Annotated in this window: 16 protein-coding genes, 3 tRNA genes and 1 rRNA gene; 7 read left to right on the forward strand and 13 right to left on the reverse strand. The window is 39.7% G+C overall.

Features of this window, described 5'->3' with window-relative positions; all coding sequences use genetic code 11:
- Positions 1-32 precede the first annotated feature (32 nt).
- The 7 genes from EKM82_RS07360 to EKM82_RS07390 form a co-directional block, all read right to left on the reverse strand.
- Positions 33-881 carry an aldo/keto reductase gene (locus tag EKM82_RS07360; RefSeq protein ID WP_125767654.1) on the reverse strand — a complete coding sequence of 283 codons (849 nt, stop codon included), beginning with the start codon at positions 879-881 and terminating at the stop codon, positions 33-35.
- Positions 882-942: 61 nt separating this feature from the next.
- On the reverse strand, positions 943-2,799 hold the full coding sequence (locus EKM82_RS07365; protein WP_125767655.1) for a glycosyltransferase family 39 protein: 1,857 nt from the start codon (positions 2,797-2,799) through the stop codon (positions 943-945).
- 41 nt (positions 2,800-2,840) lie between these two features.
- Positions 2,841-4,868 (reverse strand): glycosyltransferase family 2 protein, encoded by a 2,028-nt coding sequence (locus EKM82_RS07370; RefSeq protein ID WP_125767656.1) that lies wholly within the window; start codon positions 4,866-4,868, stop codon positions 2,841-2,843.
- A gap of 512 nt (positions 4,869-5,380) precedes the next feature.
- Positions 5,381-5,998, reverse strand: coding sequence for a hypothetical protein (locus EKM82_RS07375; RefSeq protein ID WP_125767657.1), 618 nt, complete (start codon positions 5,996-5,998; stop codon positions 5,381-5,383).
- Positions 5,999-6,011: 13 nt separating this feature from the next.
- On the reverse strand, positions 6,012-6,842 hold the full coding sequence (locus EKM82_RS07380; RefSeq protein ID WP_125767658.1) for a carbohydrate ABC transporter permease: 831 nt from the start codon (positions 6,840-6,842) through the stop codon (positions 6,012-6,014).
- Entirely contained in the window at positions 6,842-7,726 is an 885-nt protein-coding gene (locus tag EKM82_RS07385) for a carbohydrate ABC transporter permease (RefSeq protein WP_125767659.1), read from the reverse strand. Before EKM82_RS07385 ends, EKM82_RS07380 begins: the two co-directional genes overlap by 1 nt.
- Positions 7,727-7,839: 113 nt before the next feature.
- Complete coding sequence (locus EKM82_RS07390; RefSeq protein WP_125767660.1) at positions 7,840-9,144, reverse strand: ABC transporter substrate-binding protein; 1,305 nt, start codon at positions 9,142-9,144, stop codon at positions 7,840-7,842.
- Between the two features lie 499 nt (positions 9,145-9,643).
- On the opposite strand from EKM82_RS07390, the gene EKM82_RS07395 reads away from it, so the two are divergent.
- The 4 genes from EKM82_RS07395 to EKM82_RS07410 are packed head-to-tail and all read left to right on the forward strand — an operon-like array spanning position 9,644 to position 15,053.
- Positions 9,644-10,603 (forward strand): acetylxylan esterase, encoded by a 960-nt coding sequence (locus EKM82_RS07395; RefSeq protein WP_125767661.1) that lies wholly within the window; start codon positions 9,644-9,646, stop codon positions 10,601-10,603.
- On the forward strand, positions 10,590-12,866 hold the full coding sequence (locus EKM82_RS07400) for an alpha-galactosidase (RefSeq protein ID WP_225419686.1): 2,277 nt from the start codon (positions 10,590-10,592) through the stop codon (positions 12,864-12,866). Before EKM82_RS07395 ends, EKM82_RS07400 begins: the two co-directional genes overlap by 14 nt.
- Positions 12,867-12,888: 22 nt before the next feature.
- Positions 12,889-13,623 (forward strand): GntR family transcriptional regulator, encoded by a 735-nt coding sequence (locus EKM82_RS07405; protein WP_125767662.1) that lies wholly within the window; start codon positions 12,889-12,891, stop codon positions 13,621-13,623.
- Positions 13,624-13,658: 35 nt separating this feature from the next.
- Positions 13,659-15,053: a glycoside hydrolase family 1 protein gene (locus EKM82_RS07410; RefSeq protein ID WP_125767663.1), complete on the forward strand. Its 1,395-nt coding sequence runs from the start codon at positions 13,659-13,661 to the stop codon at positions 15,051-15,053.
- Positions 15,054-15,493: 440 nt separating this feature from the next.
- Here EKM82_RS07410 and EKM82_RS11815 read toward each other — a convergent pair whose 3' ends face one another.
- A complete protein-coding gene (locus tag EKM82_RS11815; protein WP_125767664.1) occupies positions 15,494-15,583 on the reverse strand; it encodes a putative holin-like toxin in 90 nt (29 codons plus the stop codon).
- A gap of 309 nt (positions 15,584-15,892) precedes the next feature.
- A complete protein-coding gene (locus EKM82_RS07420; protein ID WP_125767665.1) occupies positions 15,893-16,213 on the reverse strand; it encodes a putative heavy metal-binding protein in 321 nt (106 codons plus the stop codon).
- 165 nt (positions 16,214-16,378) lie between these two features.
- On the opposite strand from EKM82_RS07420, the gene EKM82_RS07425 reads away from it, so the two are divergent.
- The 3 genes from EKM82_RS07425 (at position 16,379) to EKM82_RS07435 (ending at position 19,692) form a co-directional block, all read left to right on the forward strand.
- A complete protein-coding gene (locus EKM82_RS07425; protein ID WP_404802893.1) occupies positions 16,379-17,461 on the forward strand; it encodes a YibE/F family protein in 1,083 nt (360 codons plus the stop codon).
- Entirely contained in the window at positions 17,454-18,203 is a 750-nt protein-coding gene (locus EKM82_RS07430; RefSeq protein ID WP_125767666.1) for a YibE/F family protein, read from the forward strand. The genes EKM82_RS07425 and EKM82_RS07430 overlap by 8 nt, the downstream gene beginning before the upstream one ends.
- Before the next feature lie 703 nt (positions 18,204-18,906).
- Positions 18,907-19,692, forward strand: a complete 786-nt coding sequence (locus tag EKM82_RS07435; protein ID WP_125767667.1) for a class I SAM-dependent methyltransferase — start codon at positions 18,907-18,909, stop codon at positions 19,690-19,692.
- A 304-nt stretch (positions 19,693-19,996) separates the two neighbouring features.
- Here EKM82_RS07435 and EKM82_RS07440 read toward each other — a convergent pair.
- From EKM82_RS07440 to rrf, 4 genes are all read right to left on the reverse strand, one after another.
- Positions 19,997-20,069 (reverse strand) — tRNA-Thr (locus tag EKM82_RS07440).
- A 32-nt stretch (positions 20,070-20,101) separates the two neighbouring features.
- Positions 20,102-20,173, reverse strand: a tRNA-Glu gene (locus EKM82_RS07445).
- Positions 20,174-20,243: 70 nt separating this feature from the next.
- Positions 20,244-20,316, reverse strand: a tRNA-Asn gene (locus EKM82_RS07450).
- Positions 20,317-20,321: 5 nt separating this feature from the next.
- A 5S ribosomal RNA gene (rrf, locus tag EKM82_RS12005) occupies positions 20,322-20,407 on the reverse strand; the annotation flags it as partial.

The raw sequence follows: 20,407 nt of genomic DNA on the forward strand, positions 1-20,407 counted from the left end.
CGAAGTGCTTTTTAATTTAGCTATTGATCAGCTTAACCTTGAGTTGGGTTATGGTTCGTGCCATCAGTAGTATCTTTCAAATCGTTTAATTCTGCCATGTCAGCGGCAGAGATTGTAAAATCAAGTTCCTTGTTGCTGACGATATGAGCTGGTGTAACGGCCTTTGGTAATGGTAAAACACCATTTTCAACACAGAAGCGAATGGCTAATTGGGCTGGAGTAACGTCATATTTCTTTGCAATGGCAATGACTTTCTCATTGGCTAACATGCGACCAGTCGCTAATGGTGAATAAGCTTCGATTAAAATACCGTGCTCTTCTGAATACTTAGTAATCTTAGGTTCAGTAAAGCCAACATAATATTGGATTTGATTAACCATTGGCTTAACCTTAGCGTGCGGCAACAAGTTCTCCAAATCGCGGACAGCAAAGTTGGAAACACCGATTGCGCGAACGCGGCCACTAGCATAAATCTTCTCCATGGCTTGCCAAACGTCGATATTACCTTGGTCACAATTCTTACCAATCTGGCTCCATGGCCATGGTGCGTGAATGATGTAAAGATCCAAATAATCGATATCCAGATCAGCCATCGTCTCATCAAAAGCCTTTAAGGCACCATCATATGTTTTAATTTCAGCTGGCAACTTAGAAGTAACGAAAATTTCCTTGCGATCAATACCAGAATCGCGAATGGCCTGGCCAACACTCTTTTCATTGCCGTAAGCCTTGGCAGTGTCGATATGGCGATAACCATTCTTTAAAGCCGTTGCTACAGAATTGTAGGTTGCATCCCCATTAGGAATCTGCCAAGTCCCAAAGGCAACTTTAGGAATTTCAACACCATTACTTAACTTATATGTTTCTGTCAATACAGTCATGTGCATCCTCCGTTCATTTTAAAACATTCAACTTGAGTTTAGCACTATCAATAAGTAAGTGCTAGTTTGAAGGCTCCACTTTGGTAATACGCTGTAAACCCTGGGGCGTTACTTTGAACAGGCCGATCTTAATGTGTTGCCGATAAACCTTACGCGTCATCACCGTGAATGTATGATGATACTCAGGAATGGCGACATACTGGTAGCGCTGAACATTATTTTGAAATTGAGCAGGTGATTCCATAAAGTTTTCCTGCGCCACAACCTTATCACTGAAAAAGTAATATTTACCAACATAACCTGCATAATAATCGGCGACATCTATTGGATGCGGATCAACCACTAAAATCTTAGCTTTATTTAGTTTTGTCGTTGGCTGGGCAATTGCTTTCATTTGTTGAGGTAACTGGTTACCGCTAAAACGATTAGTAAACTGAGTCCCATTAATCTCTGAAAGCATCGCAATAATAGAAAAGATTAAAACAATAAAGGTTGACATTTGATAAAGGTTTTTCGAAAAAAGTGACTTGAATGAACGTAAATTACGCTTTTCAAATCGTTGCTCATACAACGCTTGATCCATTACTCGAACTAAAAAAATACCTGCGATAAATAGATTTAAAACAACAATGCTAGACATATAACGCTCATAACCATCAAGATTGATTGCTTCAGCATAAGGCATTGAAAAAATGTACATCCCAAACAGGCTAAAAACATAGACGAGAAAAATAACGTCCAGACCAAACATTATTTTTAAAAGTGAGTTTTTATGTCGTAATCCCTTGTAGATAAGGAGCCAACTAATAAATAAGACTAAATTAACGAGTAGAACACCTTGAACTGAAAGCGACTGAATATTCGATAAAGCTGCCAACATTTTATGACCAATTTTAAGAATATGGTCACTGCCCTCGGTAGCAAATTGATGTTGATACATTTTCAAACTAATTTCATGCTTGGAAACCTTAAAGGTACGATGAACATGTATCCCCCACCAAATAAATGGCAAAAATGAAATCATGGTTGTACCAAGAAATGTACCAATTACCGCCACAGTAGATTGCCAGCGCTTATCATTATTCACTTTAAATAACGTATATAAGAAGTACCCGAGAATAATCACCACAAAGAAAATCGCCGAGTTTTTAACTAACAGCAGCCCACCCACAAATAAAGCAGTATGCGCACAAAGAAGTTTTGGCTGTAGTCGATAGACAAAAATACCCACTAAAGCGGCAATGGTTAATACTGGCAATACATAATCAACTAATAGATTATTTAACCGGATTGCAATATTAAAGATAAACGATAATGCAATAATCAGACACATTACCGTCGACATCAGTCCCCGCGTACGATCTCTTAGCGTGGCAAATAACGAATATAACGCGGCCCAAATAATCAAAAATTGCCCCACCAACATACTGCCGTCACTAAAGCCAACAAGCTTGGTAAACAAAGCAACGAATAACGATGTTGCTGGTGGATAGGATGTAAATGAAATAATTGTATCAGCCGCACCAGGCAATCTAGCTTCAAAATGAAGGAATTTAACAATTATTGCCCAGTGGGAAAAATTATCATAATGTATTAACGAACTATGAAACAATACCACTGCCATGGCAATGCCTAAAGCAAGCATCCAAATATCAAACAAATGGATGCCTTCAAATTGCAACCGACCTTTGCCTAAAAAAGTAAAAATAAGACGACCTACAAATAAAAGTAACCCTAAAATCACGACGACAAAATAGCCAATTTCAAGTATCTTAAGCATGGCTGAAATATATAGCAAAATAATTTCAACCATGATAGCAGTGATCCATGATAAATATGGATTAATTCCTAAATAACGCAATGTCCCACTATAGCCAATTAACGCCAAGCTAAAAACAATTAAACCCCACCAAATCATTTTTTCCTCCATTAATTACAAAAACTATAACTGTTATTTTGCTACACGCGATTGAGTCTACTTAGCCGCCGTTCAACTTTCTTCAAGCGCAATATAATGTTCATATAAAGCTCGTCAAAGGGCGAAACCCAATTATCTTGAGTCAGAGGTAGATTATCATTAAACCCATCATAAATTAATTGGAAATACTGATTACGGTCAGCTGCATTAAGATCAACGATTTGGCCGCTATACTCCAACTGATTGTCGCCTTGACTAATTCGCATAATTTTTATTTTCAGCGCCACATTTTGGCGATTAGTTTGTAATTTAATTGGCACGACTTCAGACTCTTCCAGTTGTTCGTCATCAGCTGATGATTTAAAAAAAAATGATAAACCGCCCTCTGACACATCCAACGTTTGAATTGGTAACCAACGATATTGTTCATATTCATTTTGAGACGATTCTGCTTGTCCAACGCTCTGATTTGGTAGCCACTTGGTCACGAGTTGGATTGTCCCTTGAATTTGTCTAGAAAAGCGTTCACTTTTACGATAAACTGGGCGTCCCATGGCAATAAACAGACAAAAACTTAAATTGATAAAATGCATCAGTAACCAAAAAGTTATCACACTACCCACTAATATTTCGGAACCAAATTTTCCATAATTGAATTTAATAATTGCTGCTAACGTGACTAACCATAAAATTAAATACGGTAAAATATAGAGCTTATCTTTAAAGGTCGAATTAGCATTTTTGGTCGTAACTTTAAACTTTTTCGCCTTAATTCTTAAAGTTTCCAAAATAACTGGGATAAATAAATAGGGCGCAAAAAATGTTTCTTGAATTTCTCCCCAACGTTCATTACGAATTGAGTCAGAAGTATCCTTTAAAACATAATGTAATAAGAAATAACCAGGTGCCCAGATCAGCATTAGAATCCAAAAGTTAGCATTAACCACCTGAATTTTAAATAAGGCATACAGGATAGGAGCAATCATATACACCATCCGTCTGAAAAAGGACCACCAATAAAAATATGAATTAATCAGGATGAGGCGATTTTTAAATGGTAATTTGGGATTGATAAAAATATGCAGATTATGACAACTTTGAATCACGCCCCTCGCCCAACGAGTGCGTTGTTTAATAACGCCCTTCAAGTCAATTGGTGTTATACCACTAGATTGTGGTTCAGAAGTTGCCAAGCTTGTATAGCCAGCAATATTTATTTTAGTACCAAGTTCAAAATCCTCAGTTAAAGTGTCCGTTGGGAAACCGCCAACTTCATCAACTGCTGATCTTAAAAAAACAGCATTTGAGCCAGTGAATAAAGCGGTTTGATTAGTGCCATTTAAGACATTAACATCACGCGAGAAGAAATCCTGTTCATTAGGAATAGCCTTCTCGGAAAACAAATTGAATTGAAAAATATCGGCATTATAGAAGCTTTGTGGTGTTTGCACAAATCCTAGGCGAGCAACGGTATCATCTTGCTCGCATTCTTGAAAATTCTGCATAAAGAGCGGTACAGTATCCGTTAAAAAACCAGAAAAAGGGATCATATCAGCATCAAAGATTGCAAAAAGTGGTGCTGATAACTGCTCTAAAGCATGGTTAATATTGCCCGACTTAGCCTCTTTATTGTCATCCATACCGATATATTGCACCTGATACTCCGCGGCTAACTGCGCAATTTCAGGTCGATTGCCATCATCGGCAACGACAATATTAACTTTATGTTGTTCAGGATAACTGATAAAAGTCGCAGCATTAATTGTTTTACGTAACAACTCGGAATCTTCATTATGAGTCACAATAATAATATCAACGGCTGGCAATGGGACATTAGGCTCAAATTCTGGAATCGTTAATTTTATTTGATTCTTCTTCGCAAGTAACCGGAAAAAGATCAAAATAAACGCTGTGAAATTTGAAATCAGTTCACTGATAACGAGCAGCAACGCAAAAATCAGTACAAAAATATTGGCCTGCCAAGGAATCGTAAAAAATACTCGCCACAATAAATAAATGATTGATAATATAATTGCCAAGATATAAGTAATCTTTTTAGTCTTGGACATGTTGATGCTCCTTACAGATAAATTTCTTTTTCAACTGAAAAATTTTGGTCATCAGGGCCTTAATTGTCAGTTACCACTACAGATTAGTCAGAATGCGTCTAAATTTGAGTACCATTATCATGAGTAATATTAAAATACACAAAATATCACAACTTAGCATAAATAATAATGCTTATATAAGATTATCACATATTTGGTGATACTTAAATTGATTATTTATTAACTTAATTTCCTGTAATTCAATAGATTACTCAGTATTGTTGGTTCCTGCCAAGGAATTGTTCATCATTGAAATGGCTTTATATTTTTTTCACCAAGTTGGTTGGATCTACTAATTAGTTAATCTAAAAAACGATCCTGTCCCAATAGAATGCTGGGATAAGATCGTTTAAGCAACACTATTATTTCAATGATGACTAGACAATAATTAGTACCAATTATTCAGAATTCTATCTTAATGCTAATCAGAGCTATCCGCCTTTTCATACCTGGTTTTATAAACAACGCACGCATTAATGATATTCAACTAACTTCCAGTTGCCCACTCCTTCGGCATGATTAAGCAGACGCTGCATGATTTTCGTCGTTAACCAACAATAGACTGATGGTCCGATGAATAAGAATAACCAGAGATTAAGCCAAGCCAGCAATCCTAAAGCAGTCACACACATCAATAACGTCAAACTCAACAATGGCTTCTTAACTAAAATAGTTAACGCAAGTAGATAATGTTGCTGTGGCATCATTTGATATTGTTGTTGACACCAAATCAGGATTGTTAGATAGATACTGTAAATAATGCTGGCCAGCAATAACACCACAATCATAATTTGATACCAGACGAATGTGTGCCAAGGCTTCGCTTGTTGACTCAAGAGGAAAAATAACGCCAGATCGATGCTAACCAAAAATGATAGTAATTTATTTTTAGTTATTTGCTCAGCGTAATGTCCACGTAGGTACTTAATACCTAAATCCGGCATGCGAAGATATAATGCTAATTCTGAATATGCTTTGACCCAGCCGTAAACGACACCATTGCGAATCACGGCCCACCAGAAAATCACCGCAGCCTTCACTAAGATATAAAATTGTTCAACAATGCGAACTAACCTACTTTTTTGACTCATTACACTTAAGCTCCTATTTAACTGATCCGACGACCCCATTGTAAATATATTTCTGCAATGACAAGAAGACAATCAGAATTGGTAAGATAACGATGATCACACCAGCAAGAATGACTGGCCAATTAGTACCATAAGGACCCTTGAAGGCAAATAACGCGGTGGAAATAACCTTCAAATTAGAATCAGGCATATATAAGAATGGGTTGTAGAAATCATTATAAATGGCGACCCCACTAATAATTAAGATAGTGACCATCGGTGCTTTCAAGTTAGGTAAAATAATTTTGTAGAAAATTTGGAAATAGTTAGCGCCATCGAGAAAGGCTGATTCATCAAGTGAAACTGGAATTTCATTTAAATACTGTAGGAAAATATAAATCGAGATGACATCAGTTCCCAGGTTCAAGATGATCACTGACCAAATTTTGTTGAATAAGCCCATATTATTAATGATTTGGAAAGTGGCTACTTGGCTGGTAATTGCTGGAATCAACATGGCTACCATAAACAAACTCATGATCGTCTTCTTAAGTTTAAAGTCGAAACGGTTAACGGCATAAGCAAAAGCCGACCCGAGCAATAATTTACCGGCCATACTAATAACAAAAATAATCAAGGTGTTTTTAAAACCAATCAACATCTGTCCATTAACAAAGGCCGTTTTATAATTTGAAAAATCCAAGTGCTTTGGCAAGCTTAGCACACTAGTTGTCAGAAATTCATTGTTTGATTTGAACGAGCCGAGGAAAACAACCAAGATTGGCAGCAGGGCAACAATCGCACCAATCACTAAAATCAGATACTTAAAGAACGCACCAATTGTAAATTTCTTAGATTGAACCATTATTTGGCACCTCTTTCTCTAGTTGCTAGCCGCTGGATCACAGTGACAACCACGACAATCGCTAATAAAACAATCGCCATCGCTGAAGCAAGCCCTAGTTTATTGTACTTAAATGCTGTATCAATCGTCTGAATAACAAACGTATTCGTCCCATTGGAACCACTGGTCATGATATATGGAATATCGAAAACGCTCAATGAACCACTGACGCCGAGGATAATATTCAAGAACAGAATTTCCTTAATACCAGGAATAATAATGTATTTAAACTGAGCCCAACGATTAGCGCCATCCATTTCAGCGGCCTCGTAAACTTCAGGGTTAATTGATTGGATCGCCCCTAAGAAAATTAAGAAGTTAAAACCGGTATAGCGCCAAATTGAAGTAAAGGCTAAGGAAATATTGTTAATTGAGCGATCACCTAACCAAAGATGAATTTGACCTTTCAACCCAATGAAGTTCATGACCGTATCTAAAGTACCATTTTGCTTATAGAAATAGAGAAAGATAAAGCCAATGGCAACACCATTCAGTAAATAAGGGAAGAATAAGATGCCCTTCCAGAAGTTGGCAAACTTCACTTTGAATGATAACAAGGTTGCGAATAACAAAGCTAAGCCAAGTTGAAAGAACGTGGCAATAAAGTAATACAAACTAGTTCGGAAAACTGAAAAATAAGTTGGATTGGTAAAGACCGTTTTGTAATTTTGGAGTCCCACAAAATGACTTGATGGCGAGAATCCGTCCCAATCCGTCAAACTATACTGAATCATTTTTAATAGTGGGTAATACGAGAACACAAGCAAAAGTGCAATGGGAATAATTGTAAAGAGGACCACTATTAATTTTTTTTGCTTGCGATAATCGAAACGTGATTCTTTCATCTTAACCCGTCCTTTTATTCACTGCGGTTAATTATTAATACTGATTGCAGTTTGAAATAAAGAAAGTATTCTAATTTCTCAGAATACTTCCAAGCGTTCTGTTAATTCAAAAACTAATTGTTACCGACGGATTTGATTGCGTCGCCCCATTTAGTATTGAGATCCTTCATAATATCAGCAAAACTCTCTTTAGAATTACCAATACCGGCATCAACAATCCGTTGTTTCGTCTTATCGGTCGTATCCAAACCGATTTCTGAAGCATCATCAATTTCAGCAAATAATGATTCTTTGCCCTTTGGTGCTGCAGCAGGTTCAATCAATTTAACACCTGATTTTTGCATTGACTTCAATGCTTCTGGATATTCGGCTCCCTTCTTAGTAGGGAGACCACCATTATCAATGGCATAATCAGAATCATTAACTAACCAATCAATCAATTTGCGCGCAGCCTTTTTGTGCTTGCTGTGAACATTGATAGCGTAATTGTAGTCGGCACCAACACTGATGTATTGCTTACCATCCTTGGCTTTAGCAGGGAAAGTCTGGAAAGTAATATTCTTGGCATTGTCTTTATTCGCTTCTTGAATTTGTGGTACTGCCCAACTGCCTAAGACCATGACCCCGATCTTATTGTTGGCCATATCAACTTTAGATTGTTCCCAATCAGAAGTGGTTGGATCACTTTCAATTAATTTATCATTAGCGACTTTGTACAGTGTGTCGTAAATTGTGTACATCACTTCGCCTTTAGAAAATGGCGCTTTATTAGTTAATAACTTATTAGTGACTTGCGGATCACCAGTAATACCTGGCCGCATGAAATCCCAGTTAGCCATGGTCCAACCAGCCGCATAGTTCGTGTAAAGTGGTGTGACTTCAGGGTTCTTTTCTTTGATTTTCTTCAAAGCAGCAATGAAGTCTTCGGTATTAGTTGGAAACTTGCTAATGCCAGCATCCTTAAAGACTTTCATATTGACAACCATCCCTGAAGCATTTAATTGTGAAGGAATCCCATAAGAAGTGCCATTATAAGATTTATTTGTTAATCCAATATACTTTTTCTCAAGATCTTTTTGCTTACCAAGCGGTTCAACGAAATGAGCATAATTTTGTGGTTTTACTGTATCTGGCAACATGAAAACATCACCATATTGGTTCGAGTTCATCCGTGTCTTCATTTGACCAGCATAGTCCGTGATGGTTTCGATTTTAACCTTAATGTTAGGGTTCTTTTTATTGAACTCTTTCATATAAGCTTTCCACTTACCATTACTTTGCCAGTCAGTTTTATGATTAATGAACGTAATTGTTTCTGTCTTATCAGCCTTGTCAGCAGACTTTTTGCTGCCGCAAGCCGTTAAAAGTAACATCAATGCTGCCGAAACACCAGCAAGTAAAACCAAACGCTTTTTCATTCTTACATCCTCCTAAAATCGAGTATCAGAAATATTAACTAACCACCAGTCACACACGATGATTGCTATTTCCCATACGATTCAAAACAAGTTATTCCAATTAATCGCTTAACTTATCCTTAATTATTAATAGCTGCCGGCAAGTAATTAAGTTTAGGCAAAAATATCAGCTAGATTAATTCGAATTTGATTCAGAGCGAAATCGCTTACAGATGAAATGATAGCACGACTCATTTTAAATGTATAGTCTTTATTTGAAAATATTTTTATTTAAATTAAAATCATTGATATATCACTGATAACTAACAATAAAGTTCAGTTATAGAAAATTAAATTAGGCATAACGATTTGTTATATCTAATAATAATAAGCCACTTTCAATTTAAAAATTGCTATTTCAATAGATCTATTTGACATTTATTTTTATATGTATATACTTATATCATGAAAACGCTACATCAAAAAAGAAATCACTTTTTTATATTAAGGAAGTTCGCAAATGATTGATCTAAAAAAATGGCAAACTTACACCGGTAGCGCGCAAAAACCGGCTGATTTTGATGATTTCTGGCAACAAGGGTTGGCAGAAATGAATGCCTTGCCTGACACTTATGAAGTTACTAAAGTCGCTATTCCTTCAAACGTCGCTCAGGCCTATGATTTATTCTTTACTGGCGTTCAGGGAGCGCGGATTCATTGTCAATTAATTACTCCCAAACCTTATGATCCAGCAATTGCTCATCCTGGAATGATCATGTTTCACGGTTATCATTGTGATTCTGGCGACTATCAAGACAAATTTGGTTGGGCTGCTGAGGGCTATGTTGTTTTGGCAATGGATGCTCGCGGTCAGGGTGGCTTGTCGGAGATTGCAACTGCACCCAAGGGCGATGTAATGAAGGGGCTGATTATTCGGGGCATGGAAAGTGGCCCTGCTAGTCTGTATTACCGCAGTGTTTATTTGGATACAGCGCAAGCAACCAAAATTCTAATGAACTATCCTGGTGTCAATCAGCAACGCATCTATGCTACTGGTGCTTCCCAGGGTGGTGGTCTGGCCATTGCCTGTGCAAGTTTAGTTCCGGAAATCTACCGTATTCAAGTTAGTTATCCATTTCTTTCTGACTTCCGCTATGCCTATCAAATAGGTGCGCAGAATTCAGCCTTTGAAGAAATTCCATATTGGTTCCAATTCCGCGATCCATTACATGAGCGAGAAGCCGAAATCTTTCATACATTAGAGTACATTGATATCCAGAATTTGGCCTCTAGAATTCGCGGTGAAGTTTACTGGTCAATGGGATTGCAGGATACAACTGTGCCACCAGAAACCCAATTTGCGACTTATAATAAAATTAGCAGTAAAAAGCATTTAATTGTTTTACCTGAATATGGTCACGAATATCTACCGAAAGTCAGCGATAAAATTAGGGGGTTCTTTATTCATGATGACAACTGATAGTCAACTGATCACCATTGATAATCAGAATTTAGTTTTTCATTTACACAATCAGCAAATTAGTTATCTTTTCCGAGTGATTCCTGAAATTGGTCAACTAGAACAACTCTATTTTGGCCCAGCCATTCAAACGCCGATTGATTATCATCATTTGATTGTCCGTGATCTGCGGCCAGCCGATAATCAACTAACTGGCGATTACACTTCATCCCTAGAACACATCCAGCAAGAATATCCTTGTTTTGGCACGACCGATTTCCGTCAGGGAGCCTATGCCATTAAATATCCTGATGGTGATTACATTTCAGAGTTTAAATATCAAAAATTTGAAATTACACCAGGCTATTTAAACCTAGGTGAGTTGCCCCATGCTCGTTACCATGATGAAACGGCCACTACTTTAACGATTACGTTACAAGACGCCTATTCGCCTTTACAGATTTTATTGCATTACACGATTAGCCAAGAAAATGCGATTATTATTCGCAGTACGACTTTCCGCAACCTTGACACAACAACTAGCTATCATTTACAACGTGCGCTAAGTTTTAGCTTAGATTTGCCTGATGCCAATTATGACTTGCTTCATTTACATGGCGCTTGGGCCAAAGAGATGCAAATCGAACGACGTCATCTCATGACTGGACGAATGGCAATTGACAGCGATCGTGGTGCAAGTAGTCATCAACATAATCCGTTTTTAGCCTTGGCTCGTCCTGACAGTACGGAAACTCAAGGTTTGGTTTATGGGGCAACTTTGTTATACAGTGGCAATTTCTTGGGACAAGTTGAAGTTGATAATTATGACGTAACGAGAATCAGCCTAGGTATCTCGCCAACTCAATTTGACTGGTTGCTACAACCACAGAGTAAATTTCAAACGCCAGAAGCAATTCTAACTTGTAGCCAAGCAGGATTAACTGGCATGAGCCAAGCTTTTCAAACCTTCTTCCGGGAACACGTGATTGATCAACGTTGGGTTGATCAGCCAAAGCCAATTCTGATCAACAATTGGGAGGCTACTTATTTTGACTTTGATGAAGCAAAATTGTTAAAGTTGGCCCAACAAGCTAAAGCGCTTGACCTAGATCTGTTTGTATTAGATGATGGTTGGTTCGGTCACCGTGACAGTGATAATGGGTCCCTCGGAAATTGGTCCGTGGACAATCACAAACTACCTGCCGGCCTGCCACATTTAGCAAATGAGATCAACAAGTTAGGCCTGAAATTTGGCCTGTGGTTCGAGCCGGAAATGATTTCCTTAGATACGCCCTTAGCTGCTGAACATCCCGAATGGATCATTGGTCATCCCGCTAAACGTCGCTCTCACGGCCGTAACCAATACGTCCTTGATTTCAGTAATCCCGCCGCGGTCACTGCTATTTACAACCAAATGGCTAAGATTCTACACAGTACACCAATTGACTACGTAAAATGGGATATGAATCGTTATATTTCTGAAGCCTTTTCTAATTACTTAACTGCTGAACAGCAGGGTGAATTTTATCATCGTTATATTATGGGTGTTTATCATCTTTACCACCGATTATTAGCTGAATTCCCAGAACTATTGATTGAATCCTGTGCCGGTGGTGGCGGCCGTTTCGACGGTGGCATGCTTTACTATGCCTCTCAAGGGTGGGCCAGTGATGATACCGACGCTATTGAACGTTTGAAAATCCAGTATGGTGCCTCACTGCTCTATCCATTACAAAGTATTGGAGCTCACGTTTCGGCGGTACCTAATCATCAAGTCGGTCGACTCACGCCGTTAAGTACTCGCGCTGCAGTTGCTGTTTTTGGTACATTTGGTTACGAGCTTGATCTCACTAAATTGCCTGCTGCAGATTTGACCATCATTAAGGCCCAGATTCAATTCGCTAAAAGAGTGCAGCCACTCATTCAAAAAGGACAATTTTATCGCCTAAAAAGTCCTTTTACCAGCAATACGCCAGCTTGGGAAGTTTATGATGCGTTTACTAAGAACGGGTTGATTGGCTACTACCAAGTTCTGAGTCCGGCCAATCCTGACTATCAACGTTTGGTTTTACGTGGCCTTGACCCTAAGCAAAAATATCAACTCAGTGAAATTGATATTAATCATAATTCAATCATCAGTACTGTTGAAGTTTTCGGCGATGAACTCCAAAATATTGGTATAATACTCAATAAAGACTATACAAATAAAGCCGCCGAGTATTGGCAACGACCGCAACCCTATGATTTTGCTAGTCGTCTGTTCCAACTCAAGCCGACGGAGTAAAAAATCTTAAGGGGGAGCAAACATGCAACCACAGTCACCTAAATATGAACAAATTGCTAAAGAAATCCGTAAACGAATCCGCGAAGGTGTTTACCAACCGAAAACAGCCATGCCCGACCAGAACACCTTGGCCGAAGAATTTGGCGTTAGCAGGATGACAATAAAAAAAGCCCTCGATGGCTTAACCATGGAAGGATTGATTTACACTCGTCGCGGTGACGGTACTTATGTTTTAGGTGATATTCCCCTGAAAATCGATACTAATTCTCCGGCTGAAGAGCACATGGGTTTAACTGCTGAACTTGGCCACGAACGCGTCACTAGTCAGGTGATCAAATTCGCAATTATGTTTCCCACTGAAGAATTGATGACTCATCTGAAACTACAAAAGAATGAACCAGTTTTCGACATTATTCGGCTGCGGCTCGTTAACGATGAGCCTTATGTATTGGAACACACTTATATGCCGCAGAAATTAATGCCGGATTTAAATGAAAAAATCTTATTACATTCTATTTATAGTTACCTTAAAGATGATCTTGGTCTTAAACTAAGTGGCGCCTATCGTAAAATTCATGCCGATTTAAGCAATGATCTAGATATTCGTTACTTAAACTGCCAGCCAGGCGATCCCATCTTGGAAGTTGAACAAGTTGCTTGGCTTCAAGATGGCACCCCCTTTGAATATTCCTTTAGCCGCAATCGCTACAATGCGCGTAGTTATACTGTTCTTGATATTAGCCAACCAACTGTCTAATTTAAAATTCAATCAAAGAAAGAAGTCACACTAAAATGCAACTAACTTTTCCTGAAAACTTCTGGTGGGGCGCTGCAACTTCCGGTCCCCAATCAGAAGGCCGGTTCCACAAACCACATGCCAATGTGTTCGATTATTGGTATGACACCACTCCCACTGACTTTCATAATTTTGTCGGTCCTAATACCGCTTCTGATTTCTATCATAGCTTTCGTGCCGATATTAAGTTAATGAAGCAGGTCGGTTTAAATACCGTCCGGACTTCCATTCAATGGACTCGCCTAATTGATGATTTCGAAACCGCTAGTTTAAATCCTGACGGCGTTCGTTTTTACAATGAAGTTATCGATGAATTTATTACCAACGGGATTACCCCAATCATTAATTTACATCACTTCGATTTGCCAGTTGAGTTGTATCAACAGTATGGTGGTTGGGAATCTAAACATGTGACTGATCTATACGCTAAATATGCTGAACAATGCTTCCGCTTATTCGGTGACCGCGTTAAAAACTGGTTTACGTTTAACGAACCAATGGTAATTGTCGAGGGCCAATATTTGCACCAGTTCCATTATCCGAAAATTGTTGATGGCAAAAAGGCAGTTCAAGTCGCTTACAATTTAGCCCTGGCCTCTGCCAAAGCGATTGCCAAATATCGTGGTCTCACTGAAAATAACGATGGCAAAATTGGCACGATTCTGAATTTGACCCCGGCCTATGCTGCCTCTGACGAACCAGCTGATCAAGAAGCCGCCCGGATTGCTGAGCTTTGGACCAACAAACTCTTCTTATATCCAGCCATTCTCGGTCATTTTCCCGAAGAATTAGTTGAATTATTGACTAAAGACCAGGTTATTTGGGAAAGCACTCCTGAAGAGGCTGAGCTGATCAAGCACAATACTATTGACCAACTAGGCGTGAACTACTACCATCCCTTCCGCGTTCAACGACCAGATATTTCGCCAGATAGCCTAATGGACTGGATGCCAAATAAATATTTTGCTGACTATGATCTGCCCGGCCGCGTCATGAACGTTGATAAGGGCTGGGAAATTTATCCCCAAGCCCTTTATGATATTGCCCTTAATATTCGCGACGAATATCATAACATTCCTTGGTTCGTTTCGGAAAATGGCATGGGTGTTTCCCGTGAAGAACGTTATTTGAACGAGCAAGGCATGATTGATGATCAATATCGGATTAAATTCATGAAAGACCACCTGACTTGGCTGCACAAGGGCATCGAGGCTGGCTCAAATTGCTTCGGCTACCACGTCTGGACCCCAATTGATTGCTGGTCTTGGGCCAATGCTTATCGCAATCGCTACGGCCTGATCCGCAATGACATCCGCACCCAAACGAAAACAATAAAAGCCTCTGGTCACTGGCTAGCAGAAACCAGCAAACAAAACGGCTTTACGATTTAGTACTGTCGTACAGCGATAGCATAGGTCGAAAGTTGAATGTAATCCCACAATTTCTACCTCGAATACTGATAAAATTAAGGGTACTATTTCAACTCCAGACGGCGTGGAGGGATCTTAGCGTCAGCCGCCAAATTATTGTTGGTGCTTTAGCACTTACAATAAGACTTGTATCTGAGACAATTTGGTTTGTAATTGGCTCAGATCAATGTCGGCAGCGTTCCACGCTAAGCAGCCCGGAACAAAGTCGGACGCAATTCTGTTTAAAACTTATGTCACAGCTTCACTAACATTGGCTTACTGAGCAAATCATGTTAAACTAAAGATACAAAAGAAGTGCCTGCGCGGTCAGCAGACACTCCCCATGGAACCGCTAGAACGGTAGCCAAGTTATTATAAAAAACCGCTAACTGGTCAAAGTTATAGGCGGTTTTTTATTTGGTCTATTTTTTAGAATCGTTGTTGGCTGATAATAGCGCAATGACAAGCATGCCAAAGGCAATCATCAACTCCAGCGTATCTTTAACAGACACCGGGCTACTCCTTTCATTAGGATAAAATGCATCAGAGTTGTCTCATCGGCATCAGCTCCACTCAAGAATAGCCACCGCTTAACTTTCCATGTACTCTCAAGCTAACATATTGTTCAATTGTTTTCAATCCTGAAAATCATCTAAAAAGGACGCCATTGACCAAATAGCTCAACTTACTAACATCACGTATAAAGATGTGATCATTGAGTTACGGTCAATTGCGTCCTTTTTTAGTATCTGCAAATTATTGAATCAAATAAAATGTGTAGGCTTAAAGCACCAGCAGCATCGCTGTCGCTAGCTGACGCTCTACCCCAGCTTTACCGCAGTTCCGCTACAAGTGACCATCAGCATGCCATTATCACTGCCAAGCACTTCGTAATCCATTTTCATGCCGATTACGGCGTCAGCGCCAAGTTTTTCGGCGCGATCCTGCATTTCAGCGATGGCTTCTTCACGGGCCGTGGTTAGTTCTTCTTCATAACCTTGCGAACGGCCGCCGAAGAAGTTGCGTAAGCCGGCGCCCATATCTTTCAAGACGTTGATCCCAGTAACGACTTCACCGAACACAATTCCCTGATAGGCCGTTACTTGACGACCATCGACATTGCCAGTTGTGGTAATAATCATGTCATTTCCTCCATTAGTCGAATTTATCTTCGCTTTAATTTTGCTTACTTTTAAGATACACATCTTCACCATTAAATGCAAAATAAACCTTAACAATCGCCAGACTAGTTGCATTAGTGAATAAATTTGGCGTATAACAATGAATATGATGGGTGGGTGAATCTCTTGCAGAAAAAAACGCTGAGTTTAATCATTATTGCGATTTTAGGGCTGGTAGCAACAGTCACGATTTATTTTAGAACTAATTATACTGAACCCTTAGCAGTAATCACTCAAATCAAAACAACGACGCGAACAAATGAGAAGGATCAATACGACAATCGCGATCAACAAATAACGCAAACTGGTACGCTGAAATTGCTGAACACGAACCAACGCGGACAAACTTTGACCTTCACCAATACTTACGATCGTTCGCAATTAGTTAATCAACGCTTTCAGCAACATCAGCGCGTCTTCGTTCAAGTCACGGGAAACAAGGCGACCATTAACAATGCCAAGCGCGATTGGGTTCTGGTTCTAGCGGTGACCTTGCTGATTCTCTTAATCGTCCAAATCATGGCCCAAAAAAGTTATTTGGTGATGCTTTCCTTACTCTTCAATATCATTATTTTCGGGATCACAATTCGTTTAGATATTTGGCGCAACGGGACCAATCCGATTCTGATTTATAGTTTAGCGGCAATTATTTTTGCTGTCGGTAGTTTTCTGATTTTCCAAGGCTGGCATTTGAAAATGGCAGTGATGCTCTTAAGTACGATCAGTGCGCTACTGCTAGCCTTTGCGCTTAGTTATGGCATTATGGCCGTCACCAAAGAGAAGGGGATTACTTACATGGCGGTTGCTTATGCCACGCAAAGCCCCCGCTCCTTATTTCTTGGTCAAACTTTGTTGGGTGTTTTAGGCGCAGTGATGGATGAATCAACCGATATTGTCACCAGTCTCAACGAGGTCCTGGAGCACCGACCTGACGTTTCCACTAAGCAATTTTGGCAAAGTGGCCTCGCAATTGGTCGCGAAATCATGGGACCGCTCATTAACGTCTTATTTTTGATTTTTATGGCGGACGCGTTGCCCATGACGATTTTATATTTGCGGGATAATAATTCGATCAATTACACCTTCACTTATACTTTGTCCCTGGGCGTGATTCAAAGCTTGATCTCGGCGATCGGCATTGTTCTGACCGTGCCAATTGCCACCTTGGCCAGTTTATTATTGCGGCGAAAGCAGGTGCAGCATGAGTAGTCTGAATGTCCTCTTAATTGTATTGCTGATTCTAATTTGTTTAGTTGGTGGTACTGCCGGCTTGAAGAGTTTTTTCAGTATCATCATTAATTTCCTGCTAATTTTCTTGGTTGCTTTATTGATTAGTTGGGGCGCCAATGTTTGGTTCACGATTATTTGCTTCGTGCCCTTGAAACTACTGACCATTATTTATCTAGGCACCCACGATACGAAAATTGCTGACCGCGCTTTTCGTAGTTCATTAATCGTCACCATCTTAATCACGCTGGTTATTTTAGGATTAGATTACCTCGCCCAAGCGATTGGTGTTGGCGAGCAGGCTAGTGAGGATTTAATCGGCATGAGCATGGCACCAGGGCTTAATTACGCTGCAATTGGTATTTTGGTCGCTATCTTCAGTACCTTAGGTGCCATCTCTGAAGCGGCCGTGGCTATGAGTGCTGGCTTGATTGAGTTAAAAAAACAAAAACAGGATTTAAGTCATGAAGCTTATTGGCAAAGCGCGCGTAACATGGGCCAAGATATTTTAGGCACTGCCATCAACACGATCTTGTTTGGTTTCTTTGGCAGCTGCTTAGCCCTATTTATTTGGTACACGCGCCTGCACTATACATTTAGCCAAATCATGAACGATAAATTATTTGTTCAAGAAGCGCTGGTTATTGTCGATTCAATTATTGGCGTCCTGCTAATTGTTCCCCTGGCGACCTGGGTAGTTAACCGGCCGACGAAGCAAAATTAACTTGTCTAATAATTACTAGACATTTTTACAAAAATCTAATGCAAATCATTTGCTTTTTGTAAAAGCAGTTGGCATAATATAAAACATAAAGGAGGTTAGTCACACAATGAGCTTTACTAGTAAACTTGATGGTACTGCGGATCGTCCTCGCAATTGCACACAAAAACTTGATGGCAAACTAATTGTCGTTCAGTTGTGAGGCTATCCAAAGTTAGACGGAAAAATTCACAATGTCTAAAAGGATAAATTCGTTGATTGCAGTAAAGATTGTCCGGTAACGATTGCAATAATTAAATGCTTTTCGCCCAAGGATTTAACTTAGCGCTAATTGTTCAGGTCATTCTTTATGAAACAATTTGAAATAGTCCAATCTGTAATAAATTAGTCTTTCATTACTTAACCCAGAAGTTCGAACAACAGTTGAATTTCATTAGACAACCTCGTTTATTCGCAAAATCTTGATCATTAATATGTCAGAAGGTGTTTGCCCTCCCCCCTTAAAATATCTTCGTGATAAACACTCCCAATGATAGATTAGACGAAGTAAAAATGTCACCACACCGCAATGTTTCCAATTCCCCCCTGGAGTTCTTACGTATCCACTCCCATGACTTACGTAAGGAAACATTTGCCGGTGTAAGGTGGCGTTTTTTATTGGTCAATATGCTAAACTTGAATTAATTAGAAAATGCGAGGTACGCATATGAAAACAAATTACACGGATATTAACGCTGCCGCCATGGACAAATGGGTGGCTGAAGGCTGGGAATGGGGCCAGCCACTAAGTCATGAGGCCTATCTCCAGGCCAAACAAGGTCATTGGCAGGTCGTCCTGACACCACAAGTCCCTGTTCCCGCCAGTTGGTTTGCCCCCTTTTTAAAAGATAATCGCTTAACTGGCACTGATTTATTAGGCCTTGCTAGTGGTGGTGGCCAACAAATGCCCGTTTTTCAGGCGTTAGGTGCCAATGCAACGGTTTTAGATTACTCAGACAGCCAATTGGCCAGTGAACAAAAGGTGGCTGATCGTGAAGGTTATCAGTTGAAAATCGTCAAGGCTGATATGAGTCAACGACTGCCCTTTGCTGATGAATCCTTCGATTTAATTTTCCATCCGATTGCTAATTGTTATGTTGAGGATGTGCAGCATATTTGGGATGAATGTTATCGTATTTTGCGTCCTGGTGGTGTGCTGTTGGCCGGCATGGATAACGGGCTGAACTATTTATTCGACGTTGATGATCACACAACCGAATTAGTGGTTAAACATCCACTGCCATACAATCCGCTGAAGGATCCTGAATTAATGAAACAATCGATGGCACTTGATGGTAGTGTGCAGTTCAGCCATTCTCTAGAAGAACAAATTGGCGGCCAACTTAAAGCTGGTCTTACCCTAACTAACCTGCTTGAAGATCGTGGGCCTGACGATTTATTAGGAAAGTATGTACCGCAATATTTACTAACTCGCGCTGTTAAAAATAACTAAAAAAGGCTGTCCTTTGAAATTCGTGTTCTGAATTTCAAAGGACAGCTCTTTTATTAGGAAATCATTTCTCTGAGAAGACTGATGATCATTAACGCTAAATTAATGACTGGGTAAGTAATCATGATTTTTACGGCGTTGCTAAAGCCTTGGTTATTGACTGCCGTAGTAGTTATTACCAAATGACAGACTCATTATCAGCTCAACATTTGAATCAAACTAAGCAGCTAAGGACCCAACCAGTAATCACATTAAGTAGCCACAAAAAATAGGAACCGCCAACTCACCTTGGCGATTCCTTTATTAGTGCCGTCTGCAGGATTTGAACCTGTGACCCTCGGTTTACGATACCGATGCTCTACCAGCTGAGCTAAGACGGCAATACTTAATGTCAAAACACTATTAAGTTTTATGACCCCTACGGGATTTGAACCCATGTTACCGCCGTGAAAGGGCGGTGTCTTAACCACTTGACCAAGGGGCCATTAGTAATATCATAACTGCTTTAGCAATTATAATCAATAAAAAAATCGGCCATATTAGCCGATTATTTACTCCGGTTGTCAGACTCGAACTGACGACATCTTGATTAACAGTCAAGCGCTCTACCAACTGAGCTAAACCGGAATCGAGCGTGGCAGCGCCCTATCCTCGCAGGCAGTCTCCCACCAACTACTTTCAGCGCTAAGAAGCTTAACTTCTGTGTTCGGCATGGATA

Origin of the sequence: Lapidilactobacillus wuchangensis (assembly GCF_003946645.1) — a bacterium.
GTDB classification, from domain to species: Bacteria; Bacillota; Bacilli; order Lactobacillales; family Lactobacillaceae; genus Lapidilactobacillus; species Lapidilactobacillus wuchangensis.

What these genes read in the sequence shown, in the direction of transcription:
- EKM82_RS07360 (WP_125767654.1), bottom strand. Translation starts at nt 881, where the DNA reads ATGACTGTATTGACAGAAACATATAAGTTAAGTAATGGTGTTGAAATT.
- EKM82_RS07365 (WP_125767655.1), bottom strand. Translation starts at nt 2,799, where the DNA reads ATGATTTGGTGGGGTTTAATTGTTTTTAGCTTGGCGTTAATTGGCTAT.
- EKM82_RS07370 (WP_125767656.1), bottom strand. Translation starts at nt 4,868, where the DNA reads ATGTCCAAGACTAAAAAGATTACTTATATCTTGGCAATTATATTATCA.
- EKM82_RS07375 (WP_125767657.1), bottom strand. Translation starts at nt 5,998, where the DNA reads ATGAGTCAAAAAAGTAGGTTAGTTCGCATTGTTGAACAATTTTATATC.
- EKM82_RS07380 (WP_125767658.1), bottom strand. Translation starts at nt 6,842, where the DNA reads ATGGTTCAATCTAAGAAATTTACAATTGGTGCGTTCTTTAAGTATCTG.
- EKM82_RS07385 (WP_125767659.1), bottom strand. Translation starts at nt 7,726, where the DNA reads ATGAAAGAATCACGTTTCGATTATCGCAAGCAAAAAAAATTAATAGTG.
- EKM82_RS07390 (WP_125767660.1), bottom strand. Translation starts at nt 9,144, where the DNA reads ATGAAAAAGCGTTTGGTTTTACTTGCTGGTGTTTCGGCAGCATTGATG.
- EKM82_RS07395 (WP_125767661.1), top strand. Translation starts at nt 9,644, where the DNA reads ATGATTGATCTAAAAAAATGGCAAACTTACACCGGTAGCGCGCAAAAA.
- EKM82_RS07400 (WP_225419686.1), top strand. Translation starts at nt 10,590, where the DNA reads ATGATGACAACTGATAGTCAACTGATCACCATTGATAATCAGAATTTA.
- EKM82_RS07405 (WP_125767662.1), top strand. Translation starts at nt 12,889, where the DNA reads ATGCAACCACAGTCACCTAAATATGAACAAATTGCTAAAGAAATCCGT.
- EKM82_RS07410 (WP_125767663.1), top strand. Translation starts at nt 13,659, where the DNA reads ATGCAACTAACTTTTCCTGAAAACTTCTGGTGGGGCGCTGCAACTTCC.
- EKM82_RS07420 (WP_125767665.1), bottom strand. Translation starts at nt 16,213, where the DNA reads ATGATTATTACCACAACTGGCAATGTCGATGGTCGTCAAGTAACGGCC.
- EKM82_RS07430 (WP_125767666.1), top strand. Translation starts at nt 17,454, where the DNA reads ATGAGTAGTCTGAATGTCCTCTTAATTGTATTGCTGATTCTAATTTGT.
- EKM82_RS07435 (WP_125767667.1), top strand. Translation starts at nt 18,907, where the DNA reads ATGAAAACAAATTACACGGATATTAACGCTGCCGCCATGGACAAATGG.